The sequence below is a fragment of the Shewanella sp. DNRA4 genome (assembly GCF_012843185.1).
GTDB classification, from domain to species: Bacteria; Pseudomonadota; Gammaproteobacteria; order Enterobacterales; family Shewanellaceae; genus Shewanella; species Shewanella xiamenensis.
On the sequence record NZ_JABAIP010000002.1, the window covers coordinates 232,366 to 245,216 of the forward strand.

Here is a 12,851-nt window from a genome sequence, read left to right on the forward strand (position 1 = left end):
TTTTCCAAAGCTATTAACGAATAAGGAAAGCAAATGGATGTGTTAAACGAAGTCACCAGTTCGAGCAATTTTGTGTTGTTGGTTGCCGCAATGGTATTGATTGGCCTGATTGTGATTGGTCTGATTTTCGCCAAGTTATACAAACGGGCAACGAAGGAAATGGCTTTTGTGCGTACTGGTTTTGGTGGTGAAAAAATCATTAAAGACGGCGGCGCAATCGTCTTGCCCGTGCTGCATGAAACCATTGCAGTGAACATGAATACCCTGCGTATTGAAGTGGAGAAAACTCAAAAAGATGCACTGATCACCAAAGATCGTATGCGGGTTGATGTTAAAGCAGACTTTTATTTGCGGGTGGCACCCAATGCTGATGGCATTTCGATGGCGGCACAAACCTTAGGTACCCGTACTACGCGGGTGGAAGAGCTGAAAAAGCTGATGGAATCTAAGTTTGTTGACGTGTTGCGTGCCGTTGCGGCTGAAATGACCATGACTGAGATGCATGAGCAGCGAGCCGATTTTGTACAACGGGTGCAGAACAACGTTGCGAACGATTTAGAGAAAAACGGTTTAGAACTTGAATCCGTTTCCTTGACGGGATTTGACCAAACCGACTTGCAGTTTTTCAATGAAAACAACGCATTCGACGCAGAAGGTCGCGCGCGTCTAGCTAAAATCATTGAAGAAAAGCGTAAAGAAACCAACGATATTCAGCAGGAAAACCGCATTAAGATTGAGCAGCGTAACTTAGAGGCTGAAAAAGAATCGCTGGAGATTGAAAAGTCGGAAGAAGAAGCACGTCTTATCCAGCAACAGTCACTTGAATTTTAGCGCGCAGAGCAAAAAGCTGAAATTATTAAGCAAAAAGAAAACAAGGCGCGTGAAGAACGTGAAGCCGAAATTGCCAAAGAACGTGCTATCGAAACCGCGGAAATTGAAAAGACCAAAGATATTGAAACCCGCGAGATTGAAAAACGTAAATCTATCGAACAGGCGCGTATTCAACAGCAACGTGATATCGAAGTCGCCGAGCAGGAAAAACACATCGCGGTAGCCGCTAAATCGGAAGAAGAGTCGGCCGCCCGTGCCCGCGCAGCAGAAGCGGAAAAGCTGAAAGTGGAGAAAGAGGAAGCGGTTATCACAGCGCGCCAAGTGGCGGAAGCCAATCGTCGCAAAGAAATTGAAGTGATTGATGCCCGTAAGGAAGCGGAGCGCGATGCTGTTGGTGTGACAGTGCAAGCTGAAGCCGAGAAACGTGCCGCGGAAGACAGATCGAGTGCGATTTTGATTGAAGCGCGTGCCAGTGCCGATGCGAAAAAACTGCAAGCCGAGGCGGATGAAAAAGTCTATGCCGTTGAAGCGGCTGGTAAACAAGCTCTGTACGAAGCCGAAAACGTGCTGCGTGATGAGCAGATTGCGCTGCAAAAATCCCTTGCGATCTTAAAAGCCTTGCCAGAAATTGTTGCTCAAGCGGTTAAACCATTGGAAAACATCGAAGGTATTAAAATTCTTCAAGGTTATGGTGCTGGTCATCAATTTGCTACGGGTGGTGATAGTTCCGCCATCAACCAAGGTGGTATCGCTGAACAAGTGACTAGCGCAGCCTTAAACTATCGCGCCAATGCGCCAGTTGTCGATGCCATGCTACGTGAATTAGGCTTAGTCCAAGCGGATTCTGGCACTTTGAACGATCTGCTCAATGGCAATAATGCACTGACGACCGAGGCCTTAAATGTGGTGAAATCGGCCAACACTGGGCTGAATGGTTATAGTCAGCAACAGGCCATGATTGAACCAAAGATAAATAATTAAGAGTGGTCAATCACCAAAGACTAAAGCGCCTACGGGCGCTTTTTTATGCCTGAAACGGCTGTATCGATTTGTAGTATTCCACTATTACCCTAAATTTAATGGTCGGAGTAGAGTGAAATCCGCTGTTGCGTTTTCCCTTATCGAATAAAAGGAGTTTCTCATGGCCAATATTTTGATTATCGCCGGTGATTTTGTTGAAGATTACGAGTTAATGGTACCGTTCCAAGCCCTGCAAATGGTGGGTCACAGTGTCACGGTTGTTTGTCCCGATAAAGTGGCGGGGCAAACCATTAAAACGGCAATTCATGACTTTGAAGGCGACCAAACCTATACCGAAAAACCAGGACACTTATTTGCCTTAAATGGCAATTTTGCTGGTTCGAACGCGAGTGATTTTGATGCGCTGTTGCTTCCAGGTGGTAGGGCGCCAGAGTATTTACGCCTAAACCCTGCGGTGATTGCCCTCGTGGCAGAATTTGCCGCCCAAGATAAACCGATTGCGGCTATTTGCCATGGCGCGCAGTTACTCACGGCGGCCAATGTGGTTCGCGGTAAAAAAGTGTCAGCCTATCCCGCTTGCGCGCCCGAGGTGAAACAAGCTGGCGCTGAATATTGTGATATTGAAGTCACTGCGGCAATTACCGATGGCAAATTAGTTACCGCGCCCGCATGGCCTGCGCATCCTGCATGGTTGGCGCAGTTTAACAAGTTATTGAATTAACGATATTCATCCTGTGTAATTTATGGCATAACAGTTCGGGTAGAGGCTTAAGTTGAGTATTCGCTGGGGACTTAAGCAAGGCGCAATGGCTGGAGCAAAGCGCAATAGCTGCTTGGGGAGTAATATTGTGTGTGAAATCTATTCCGGTGCCGAACCCGAACTGTTTGAACTCAAAACCCGCTCCATTCGCATCGATGGTGTGGTGACGAGCGTTCGGCTAGAAGCGATTTTTTGGCAGATTATTGAAGAGATTGCCGAAGATGCCGAGCTGAGTGTCGCGGTATTTTTAACCCGTATTTACCGAGAGGTGTTAACTCGCCACGGAGAAGTGGCTAACTTTGCTTCTTTATTGCGGGTCGCCTGCACAACCCATCTTAATCAGGGGCAGCGTTTGGTGTTAAAACCTAAGGTTGCACTAAACGCGAAATCCTCTTGAATATCCATTGCATCTTTGCGATTTGAAAAGACTAAAGTTGCTGCATACTTGCCGCGTTATTGCAGAGCCATTTTCTTGTGAGTACTTGGAAACATGAGCTTTTATCGATTTAGCTTGCGAAGGCTTGGGTATATTTGTTGATAATCTGCTCTACTTTTCCATTGGCTTTTAGCTGCGCTATTGCGTGATTGAGCGCAGGTAGTAGAGCAGCATGCTCTTTCCGTAGCCTTAGCACCAGTACGCCATCAGAATGCACCGCGGCTAATCCAACGGGGATCTTAAGCTTGTTTGACCAATATAAGGCGGGATAGTTACCCGAGATAATGGCCGTGATGCGGTGTTTATCTAATGCCTTAATCAACTCTTGTTCAGAGGTAAAATCGACACGGATAAACTCCTTGTCGTCATGGTACAAATATCCCCTGACGGTACCGATTTGCTTGCCTTTAATTCCAGTGATTTCTTTAAAGGATTCAACATTTTCGGGTCTGGTCACTACGTACTCAGTGATAGGCATGATGGGATCGGATTTCACGAATAAGGGACCAAAATCTTGGTTTTCAAACCAACTGGGGCTAACCACATCAAAATCTAATTGACCCGTTTCAAGGGCGTTGTTCGTCCGTTTGGGCGGCAAGGACAGATTTTCTCCCTCAATATTCGCTAAGGATAAAATCTGCGGAATTAATTCAGAAATTATTCCCGGAGCATCGGGTTGATTGGCAATAAAATACGGATACCAAGAATATGAGCCAGTAATGTTGTACTTGAGTTGTTCTGCATAGGACTGAGGGGCAAACAAAATCAGTAATAAAACGCCTTTAACGAGGCAACGATAGAGAATACTTCCTTTACCCATCGAGTCCTTCACTCCTTGGTTGATCGAGCTTAGTGGTTACTACGCTACATTGTATTCTTTCGTTGTGAAAAAATGGTTATCTGTGGCGCAGTTTACCTATTCAAGCAGTTTTCAGCCGTTAAGCCAACAGTTGGCACAATGCAGGTTGCTGATTGTGAGGATAAATTCGATAGGTCTTATGGTGTTTGATAAGACTCGTTTTCTTATTGCCCTGGCTTATCAACAAACCATGGGAGAGGGCGATTTGAGTCAACTGTTGCTCATCGGCACGGACATATAAGTTGATGGGTTTGATGAGCTGATTATCTTGAATATGCTGGGTAAATTCTTTTACATCAATGACTAAGCTCGATTGGCCATCGCCGTCTAGCTTCAGTTTCGTATTAATTTCTGTATCGGTAAACACTAACCACTCGCGCTCAGTCAACTCGGCAATCATAGCGTTTAACGCCGTACCTAACTCCACGTGCGAGTTTTCAACGCTCTGATATTGATGAACAATTCTTTCCAATAACCGCTTAAGTTCGGCGCCAGCACCTTGGCTGCGAGCCATACGGATCCACGTGGTCAGATCCTCGGCAACCAATTTTGAAAAGCGTTTTTCCTTCAGGGCCTCAACCATCCAGTTGCATAAAAAATGGCTTTCCTGTGCGGGTGTGCGTTGGGCTTTTTTGGCTTGAGCTGAAGTGGTTAAATCGGTAAGCCCCGCCAGTGCGAGTTCGAGTATGGCTTGATTATAGGTTTGAGAATTCATTGTGGCTCCGCCGCGGGCTAAAGGGATTGATCTGATTAAATTGGGGCGATATTTATTGCGGCGGAGCTAGTTTAGCAAAGCAGTCGCTAAATCGATAACGATTCTTAGCGGCTGCTTGGGTGGGATATGGATTATTATGGCGCACCGACGAGGCTAGCCGCCGTCAGAATCAACTTAGGCGCAGGTCTCACCTTGTAGTTGGGATTCACATATTGGAAATGGATTAATCCTTGAGTATCAGCAATATAAATTGCCGGTACTGGCAGGACTAATCTTTTATCGCCTTCGGGCGTTGTCCAAAGTGGATTATCCAGTTTTAAGCGGCTCAGGTAAGTCTCAGTAACTTGCTTGCTGGTATAAAAGGCAAGCCCAAAGGCTTGCGATGCAAGCATTTTTTCATCTGAAAGTAATAAGTATTTCAGCTCATTTTTCGCCGCAGAGGCTTTTAACAGTGCTGGCGTATCGGGTGATATACCCACTAATTGAAAACCCATTTCAATGAGTTTTGGCTCGATCGCTTTTAATTGTCCCATTTGGTTGTTGCAAAACGGGCACCAGCCGCCACGGTAAAAGAAGAAAATCGTTAGTTTTTGTGCCGTTAATTTGGCTAAATCAACATTTTGGCCATTCATGTCTTGCAAAGTGATTGCGGGGATTTGCTCGCCATTGAGTAGTGGGCTAACCGAATATTCATCTTTGGCGATAGGTTGAGCGAGCGTGCTAAAACTGCCGAGCAGTAGGCTGATGGTCAGTAAAAAGCGCTGTAGTGTGGACTGCATTAGAGCATATCTCCTTGTCATTAGTTTTTGTTTCAATTAAATATTCTGCTGTTAACGGTAAACCGTTGTTAGCCTGTGTGCTTGGGTGGACTGAGCATGGGTAGTAAACGTAGAAATAAGAACGGCGAGATGCGAAATTTATTGCAGTATTTGTCGTTATTTATTGGGTTTGTTAATCAGTGCTATCACTCGGATATTGCAATAAGAACAAGATGCCCGAAAATCACTCTGAGTCAGATAGGTTTTAAATGGTAATAAAAAAGCGTCCGTTTAAGGACGCTTTAACATTATTATTCGTGTGTTAAATTAGCGCGTTAAGATATTTATCAACACAACATTATTTGAATTATTTGAGTTTTTTGCCTTTGCTTGGGGCTTGACCAACTTTCATTTTCACGCGGCGGCCCTGCATGCTTTTTTCGGCGATGATCTGCTCGCTGACGTTGTCGAGTCGCTGTTGTTTTTTGGCAAAACTGCGACGGGTTTGCAGCTGTTTTAACAACAACTCACGGCTACCGACCTCATATCCTGGTACGGTAATGCGGCGAATTTTTTGGCCGATTAGCTTTTCAATATCCGCGAGGGTGCGCTCTTCTTCACGGCTCACAAATGAAACCGCAACCCCTGATTTACCTGCTCGGCCAGTACGGCCGATACGGTGAACATAGTCTTCGGCAAGGAAAGGTAAGTCGAAGTTGACCACATACTCAAGGCTGGGAATATCTAAACCGCGGGCGGCCACTTCGGTTGCCACTAGCACACGTACTTTACCGGACACAAATTCACGCAGCGCACGGCGACGGCTACCTTGGGCCTTTTCACCGTGTACCACTTCAGAGGGAATACCGTCTAAGTTTAATTCTTTAACCAGAGTATCCGCCGCATCGCGGGTCGCGGTAAAGACTAACACTTGTTGCCAGTTCTTTTTACCAATCAACTCAGATAACAGCTCGCGTTTACGACGCTGCTCTACCGGATATACCACTTGGCTTACAGTATCGGCGGTGGTGTTTTGTTTATCGGCGCTGATCACTTGGGGTTTGACCATCATCTCGTTGGCCAGTTTTTTCACTGCGCTGGAGAAGGTGGCCGAAAACAGTAGGTTTTGACGCTTCTTATTGACCGCTTGGAGGATTTTTTGGATGTCGGCACTAAAGCCCATATCCAGCATGCGATCGGCTTCATCGAGCACTAAAAAGTCAACGCTAGACAGACTTAAGTTACAGGCGGTGAGGTGCTCGAGTAAACGGCCTGGGGTCGCGACAATAATATCGGCGCCGCGTTTTAACTTTTGGGCTTGAGTCTCAACTTTTACGCCGCCGTAAATCGTTAATACGCTGAAATTTAAATACTTGCTGTAGGCTTCAACGTTTTCCGCTACTTGGGCGGCCAGTTCGCGTGTTGGAGTAAGGATGAGTACCCGGGTATTAGATTTTAAGGTTTCACTTGGGTTTTCAACCATTTTCTGCAGTATCGGCAGAGCGAAGGCGGCGGTTTTACCCGTGCCAGTTTGCGCGCTGGCGAGCACATCTTGGCCGCGGCGGATGGCGGGGATCGCTTGCTGCTGAATAGGTGTCATTTTTTGATAACCGCAATCTGAGATAGCGCGTAAAATCTCGGGGCAAAAACTAAAAGATTCAAATCTCATTTTGGATTCCTGTCATTCACTCATTCAATCATTTAAGCGCCTCACCCTATTACAGACACTTTTACCGCAAAGTATTCTGCCACAGGCGAACGTTAACGCACTTGTTTGTGCCTTTCTAACGCTTAGCGGTCAGAAAAATGGCGGGCGCGGAGTATAGCAAAATTTTCGGTTAAAACCTGTACTTTTTAACCCTTTGGCGGTTTATAACGATATTGCTGCTGTTTTGCTGATAATCAGCGGATTAACTTAAGGCGTGGTGTGGATAGAGGATACCGCGCCATTGTTTGTAGGCAATGGCACGGCCGTGGGATTAGCCAAAGGCTCGGCGTAGGCCAAGTGCTTTTTCAGCACTGTGTTTTAAGTGATTGGCGGCATCGCCAATCTGATGCGTTGCCGCGAGGTTTTCACTGCTACTTTGGGTGATGAAATGAATATTGTTGGTGATTTCATGCACCACTTGGCGCTGCTGATCGGCGGCCACCGCATTTTGCTGAGCAAAGGTGTGGATCTCGCTGACTTCTTGGTAAATAGTGTTAACGTTTTCGGCAGAGCTTTGAATGTCATTAGCGCACAGCTCAGCATGTTGGCGGCTTTGCTCCATTTCCTTTGCCCATGCATTTAACATGCTGAACATTTTCTCGACACTCTGGGAAATACTGTTGGTTGATAATTGAGTGCGGCTCGACAGGGCGCGCACTTCATCGGCCACTACCGCAAAGCCGCGTCCTTGCTCACCCGCCCTAGCAGCTTCAATGGCGGCATTGAGGGCGAGCAGGTTAGTTTGCTCGGCAATCGAATCAATCTCACCCATGGCACTGGCAACCCGTTCAGCTTCTTTATTAAGCTGATGAGCATTATTCGCGGCATCGGCGACGGATTTAGCCAGCAGTTCGACCTTTTGGGTATTGGCCTTCATATTCGCGCTGCTCTTTAGGCAGAGCTCATAGGCGGTATTAATGCTGGTGGAGGTTCGTTGGGTGTTTTGAGCGACTTCGGTAATGGTCGAACTCATTTCTTCCATTGCACTTGCCAGTTGTTCGAGCTGGTTTTTCTCTTGATCTAGGCTGGCATAGGTTTGTTCTGTGGTGACAACCAGTTGATCGGCTATCGCATGCAATTGATTGGCTTGATCTTGAGTGCGGCCGAGTACGCCATTCATCTTGGCTTGTAATAAGATTAATTGAAAATCGAGAATCGATGAGGTGTCAGCTCCCGAGTAGATGTAGCGACTAATCGAGTCGTATTTTGTTTGCATATCAATCAACTTGGCCGGAATACGAAAGGCCTCATCGTAGAAGATGGCTAAGTTAAGGCCCATTAAAATCGCGCCTGCAATAATCACTCCCCAACCCCAAAAGTAACCCGCAATCAATAATCCTGTCGAGGCGACAACGGCTGATACAGCACGTTTTTGCATCAAACTCAGTGGCTTGGGGATAGGTTTGTTGTGTAATAACCGGCGGTAAATCGCTGTGGCTTTAGATACATAGGCCGTCTGTGGCTGCAGACGCACCGACTGGTAACCAACGATAGTGCCATTCTCAAAGATAGGAGACACAAAGGCATCGACCCAATAAAAATCGCCATTTTTACAGCGATTTTTAACTATACCACGCCAAGATTGGCCCGATTTTAGCTTTTCCCACATCTCTTTAAAGGCGGCACTGGGCATATCGGGGTGGCGTACTTTGTTGTGGGGATGTCCAATTAATTCGTCAGCACTGTAACCTGAGACTTCTGCAAAGCGTTGGTTAACATAGGTAATAATCCCGCGAGTATTGGTTGTGGAAATTAATTCGTCTTGAGGTGTTAGGCGGATTTCCTGTGCATTGCTGTGGGTAATTTTACTGCGGATAGGGTTACTCTGGCTCATTTAGTGTGTCCATGCAGGGCCGATACTATGAATTAGGGTAAATGTAATGGTAAAGCTTGCGCCGACTCTCATTGGTGCCGGCTAATTATGTGATAATGGTATCATTTTTGTGTGGATATTGGAGAGTAGTTTTTAGCATTACCCATAAGAAAAGTAATGTATTTTTCTTTTTATAACTTTTTAAAAATATTAGTTTTTTATTGCTATTTAAACGAGTGTTTATCCTGTCTTGTAGCCAAATTTATGTCATATTCACCTTCATGTGAGATGAAGTTATTCGGGAGAATCCTCAATATATGGCAACCATTCTTGGCGTCTTTGACTAAACTTGTTAGGCGTGTTGATGTTTAAGGATTATTTGGGCGAATTTAATGGCATTTGTGCAAGGTAAAGTCCGTAGATGCAGTGCTTTTGCATAAAAGGGCGCTAAGATAAATAAATGCTGCCTAAATGGGTTTTATGGCAAGCATTTACGCTTACTCAGTCTTAAGAACCGTTCGTTATTTGAATAAAAGAATGACACTTCATTCCTTATTTCGGCGAGCGCTAGCTTGGCAGAAGGAGCCAAATTTAATTTCATAAATGTCAGCAGGCAGTCGTAATGTGAACACATTTTTAAGCATTATGGGTTTTAGTCCGCATTTAATTGGTTTTGTGCAAGTCATTATCTTGTTAAATAAAATTGCGAGACCTAGGTCGATAAATTGTGAACTTAGGCTTTAAATCATCCAAAGGTAGTACTTGATTGCAAAGGGATTTTTATGGCAAGAGCACTGCCGAGTGACTTTGCTCGTTATACATCAGGTTTAACTCATTGGCGCCGAGTGATTTTTAAACGGTTATTTGGGTTTCTTGCGATCCTGTGTGTGCCTGTGTATTTCACCAGTGTTTATCTTTGTATTGCTGCCGATTTATGGGGCATGGCGATTTTTGATACCTTTGCATATTTCTTATTAGTCTTATTGCTTTTTTATCCTCATTTTTCTGATCGGCTTAGATTTAGTTTAGGATGTTTGCTTGCCTATGCCATTGGTGTTGGATTTCTTATTGCGATAGGGCCGTCAGGCGCTGGATTTTTCTGGCTATTTATTTTCCCTCCGCTGAGTAACATTTTTTTAGGCACTAAGGCGAGCATATACGCCCAAGTTTTAAATGGTGTGAGCTTAATTTTGATTGGGGTGGCGTATCATTATGAGTGGCTGATTTGGCCCGTCACTCAAGGATATAGCACTGGCATTTGGGTTGTTGTTTCAATCAATTTCCTCGTAACCAATGCGATGGTAACCCTGACTATTGCTTATCTCTTAGGCAAGTTAACCTCCTCCCTCGATTCTACTCTGGCTTCTCGGCAAGCGACTGTACTGGGTTTAGCTAAGCTTGCTGAATATCGAGATAATGAAACCGGAGCGCATTTGTTGAGAATGCGGCAATACTCAAAAATGCTCGCTACCCAGCGAATGTTGGCTGACAATTCGCCTCCAGAATTAGATGAAGACTTTATCCAAGATATTAGCTTATCGGCAATTTTGCATGACATAGGCAAAGTTGGCATTGCCGATGCGATTTTGCTAAAACCAGGCCGGTTAACTCCAGATGAGTTTGAACAAATTAAGGCGCATCCTGTTATTGGGGGGCAGGTTCTGGCCAGTTTGTTAGAGTATGCTCCCCAATGCACCTTTATCAAAATGGGTAGAGATATTGCCTCTGGACACCACGAAAAATGGGATGGTAGTGGTTATCCACTTGGATTAAAAGAAGAAAATATTCCCTTATCCGCAAGAATTGTCGCTCTAGTCGATGTTTATGATGCGTTAACATCGCCACGCTGCTATAAGCGTCCTTTTACTCATGAAGATGCCAAAGCCATGATTCTTGAGGGCCGAGCCAAACATTTTGATCCTGTGTTAGTCGATTGTTTTATGCAAATTCATACCGAGTTTGAGGTGCTTTCAAAAGCTTCGTTGCTGGATGATCCCCAGTCGACTGTAGCGCAGCCTAAGATGGTGTGATTTTATTAGGCGAAAACAATAAGCCCAAGACAATCGTCTTGGGCTTATTTAATGAGATTTACCTGTGGGGGTTAGATAGCTTGTGTTGCTTTTGTCAGCCACTCAAGCTCACTGCCTGACATTAATGGCGATAAAGTATTAAACACTTTCTGATGGTAAGCATTAAACCAGTCAATTTCGCCTTGGGTTAACAGGCGCTTATCGATAAGGCGGGCATCCATGGGGATCAGCGTTAGGGCATCGAATTCATACATTTCACGCTCGGCACCCTTTAAGGCTTCGCAATGCTGCACTACCACTAGGTTTTCGAGGCGAATGCCAAAACTGTCGGCGCGGTAATAACCTGGCTCATTTGATAACACCATGCCAGGCATTAAGGCGATAGCATTAAGATTTTTACCGATGCGCTGTGGGCCTTCATGCACACTCAGGAAATGACCGACGCCATGGCCTGTGCCGTGGTCGTAATCAAAGCCATGTTGCCACAGATATTGGCGGGCAAAAGCATCGAGTTGTTGGCCTGTCGTGCCTTTAGGGTAGCGGGCTTGATCTAAGGCGATATGGCCTTTAAGTACCAGTGTCACCATCTTTTTCTGTTCATCACTCACTTCGCCAATGGCTATGGTGCGGGTGACGTCTGTGGTGCCGTCCAGATATTGAGCGCCAGAATCCACTAAGTAGATGCTGTTCATCGTCATCATCGCAGGCGTGCCATTGTTATGGTTATAGTGACACATGGCCGCATTGGCGCCAGCGGCGGAGATGGTGTCGAAGCTTGGCTCGCGATACTTGGGATCTTCGAGGCGGAAACTCTCTAACTTGTCGGCAAGAGTGGCTTCATCGTGCAGACGATTAGCCGCGACTTCAGCATCGAGCCATGCAAGAAAACGACTGACAGCGACACCATCACGGATGTGGCTGGCGCGCATACCTGCTAATTCGGCGGCATTTTTTTGGGCTTTAGGCAGAGAGACTGGGTCGATACCGGCAATCAATTTGGCGCCAGCATCGCGGGCAAGATTTTGCGCCCAAGCGTTAGCAGAGTTGGGATCGGCCAGCAGTTTCACGCCCTGCAAACTTGCCAAGGTATCGGCAAGGGCGGCTTCACTGTTAAAGCTCACACCCGTTCGAACGTGTTCCTCAATGCCTTTTGGGAGTTTGCTCAAATCGGTAAACAGCTGCATATCACCATTGGCGTGAAGTAGCGCGCAGCCGAGCACGACAGGCAGACGCGGCACGTCGTTGCCACGGATATTGAGCAGCCAGCAGAAAGAATCTAAAGCGGCAATCAGCGCAACATCGGCGCCGGCTTTTTTGACTAGTGCGCCAATCTCGGTCCGTTTTTGCAGGCTGGTCTTACCCGCACTTTCATTACTAAATAAGGTGATAGCTGCGCTCGACGGTGCAGGTCGATTTTGCCAGTGCTTATCAATCGGATTCTGTTCGACGGCAACCAGTTCGATTTGGGCTTTCGCTAACGTCGCTTTGGCGTTTTCAAACCAGGCTAAGGTGTGTAAACGGGCATCAAATCCGACACGTGAATCTGCGGGTAACGTGTCGCATAACCATTCGATTTGCGGAGTGTCTGTCAGACTTTCATAGCTAAAGAGGTTTGCATCGACCTGTAAACGCACTTGTACCGTATAACGACCATCGGTAAAAATGGCGGCTTTGTCTTTTAGGACAATGGCCATGCCGGCTGAACCGGTAAAATCCGTCGCCCAATAAAGACGCTCATTGTGCTCTGGCACATATTCGCCTAAATACTCATCGGCGCGCGGAATAATAAAGGCGTCTAGGTTGGCGTTTGCTAGCTCGCTACGAATGGCGGCAAGACGGTTGGCAATCTTATTTGATTGCAATGGTTGTGACGACGAAGGTAACGACATAGGGGCTCCAAATTGATGGCATGGGCTACAAAGGTAGGCTGCCAAATTATCATGGGTAATGCTGGCGAAAA

General features: G+C 46.1%; 9 protein-coding genes and 1 pseudogene. 4 read left to right on the forward strand and 6 right to left on the reverse strand.

Annotated features, from left to right (window positions below; translation table 11 throughout):
• The first annotated feature begins 33 nt into the window (after positions 1 to 33).
• The 3 genes and pseudogenes from HG547_RS03000 (at position 34) to HG547_RS03010 (ending at position 2,969) form a co-directional block, all read left to right on the forward strand.
• Positions 34 to 1,812: pseudogene (locus tag HG547_RS03000) on the forward strand (flotillin domain-containing protein).
• Between the two features lie 160 nt (positions 1,813 to 1,972).
• Positions 1,973 to 2,533 (forward strand): DJ-1/PfpI family protein, encoded by a 561-nt coding sequence (locus HG547_RS03005; protein WP_037415686.1) that lies wholly within the window; start codon positions 1,973 to 1,975, stop codon positions 2,531 to 2,533.
• Between the two features lie 127 nt (positions 2,534 to 2,660).
• Entirely contained in the window at positions 2,661 to 2,969 is a 309-nt protein-coding gene (locus HG547_RS03010) for a ribbon-helix-helix domain-containing protein (RefSeq protein ID WP_037416089.1), read from the forward strand.
• A 109-nt stretch (positions 2,970 to 3,078) separates the two neighbouring features.
• Here HG547_RS03010 and HG547_RS03015 read toward each other — a convergent pair whose 3' ends face one another.
• The 5 genes from HG547_RS03015 to HG547_RS03035 form a co-directional block, all read right to left on the reverse strand.
• Positions 3,079 to 3,828 (reverse strand): transporter substrate-binding domain-containing protein, encoded by a 750-nt coding sequence (locus HG547_RS03015; RefSeq protein ID WP_037415702.1) that lies wholly within the window; start codon positions 3,826 to 3,828, stop codon positions 3,079 to 3,081.
• A gap of 118 nt (positions 3,829 to 3,946) precedes the next feature.
• On the reverse strand, positions 3,947 to 4,582 hold the full coding sequence (locus tag HG547_RS03020) for a DUF2913 family protein (RefSeq protein ID WP_037425436.1): 636 nt from the start codon (positions 4,580 to 4,582) through the stop codon (positions 3,947 to 3,949).
• A gap of 134 nt (positions 4,583 to 4,716) precedes the next feature.
• Positions 4,717 to 5,361: a peroxiredoxin-like family protein gene (locus HG547_RS03025; RefSeq protein ID WP_169546969.1), complete on the reverse strand. Its 645-nt coding sequence runs from the start codon at positions 5,359 to 5,361 to the stop codon at positions 4,717 to 4,719.
• Between the two features lie 346 nt (positions 5,362 to 5,707).
• Positions 5,708 to 7,009: a DEAD/DEAH box helicase gene (locus HG547_RS03030; protein WP_169546970.1), complete on the reverse strand. Its 1,302-nt coding sequence runs from the start codon at positions 7,007 to 7,009 to the stop codon at positions 5,708 to 5,710.
• A 310-nt stretch (positions 7,010 to 7,319) separates the two neighbouring features.
• Positions 7,320 to 8,882 carry a PAS domain-containing methyl-accepting chemotaxis protein gene (locus tag HG547_RS03035; protein ID WP_169546971.1) on the reverse strand — a complete coding sequence of 521 codons (1,563 nt, stop codon included), beginning with the start codon at positions 8,880 to 8,882 and terminating at the stop codon, positions 7,320 to 7,322.
• Between the two features lie 761 nt (positions 8,883 to 9,643).
• On the opposite strand from HG547_RS03035, the gene HG547_RS03040 reads away from it, so the two are divergent.
• On the forward strand, positions 9,644 to 10,891 hold the full coding sequence (locus HG547_RS03040) for an HD domain-containing phosphohydrolase (RefSeq protein ID WP_169546972.1): 1,248 nt from the start codon (positions 9,644 to 9,646) through the stop codon (positions 10,889 to 10,891).
• A 71-nt stretch (positions 10,892 to 10,962) separates the two neighbouring features.
• On the opposite strand, the gene HG547_RS03045 is transcribed toward HG547_RS03040, so the two are convergent.
• Positions 10,963 to 12,780 carry an aminopeptidase P family protein gene (locus tag HG547_RS03045; protein WP_169546973.1) on the reverse strand — a complete coding sequence of 606 codons (1,818 nt, stop codon included), beginning with the start codon at positions 12,778 to 12,780 and terminating at the stop codon, positions 10,963 to 10,965.
• Positions 12,781 to 12,851 lie beyond the last annotated feature (71 nt).

Bases quoted from the DNA above. Each gene is read 5' to 3' on its own strand.
- HG547_RS03005 (WP_037415686.1), top strand. From the start codon at position 1,973: ATGGCCAATATTTTGATTATCGCCGGTGATTTTGTTGAAGATTACGAG.
- HG547_RS03015 (WP_037415702.1), bottom strand. From the start codon at position 3,828: ATGGGTAAAGGAAGTATTCTCTATCGTTGCCTCGTTAAAGGCGTTTTA.
- HG547_RS03020 (WP_037425436.1), bottom strand. From the start codon at position 4,582: ATGAATTCTCAAACCTATAATCAAGCCATACTCGAACTCGCACTGGCG.
- HG547_RS03025 (WP_169546969.1), bottom strand. From the start codon at position 5,361: ATGCAGTCCACACTACAGCGCTTTTTACTGACCATCAGCCTACTGCTC.
- HG547_RS03030 (WP_169546970.1), bottom strand. From the start codon at position 7,009: ATGAGATTTGAATCTTTTAGTTTTTGCCCCGAGATTTTACGCGCTATC.
- HG547_RS03035 (WP_169546971.1), bottom strand. From the start codon at position 8,882: ATGAGCCAGAGTAACCCTATCCGCAGTAAAATTACCCACAGCAATGCA.
- HG547_RS03040 (WP_169546972.1), top strand. From the start codon at position 9,644: ATGGCAAGAGCACTGCCGAGTGACTTTGCTCGTTATACATCAGGTTTA.
- HG547_RS03045 (WP_169546973.1), bottom strand. From the start codon at position 12,780: ATGTCGTTACCTTCGTCGTCACAACCATTGCAATCAAATAAGATTGCC.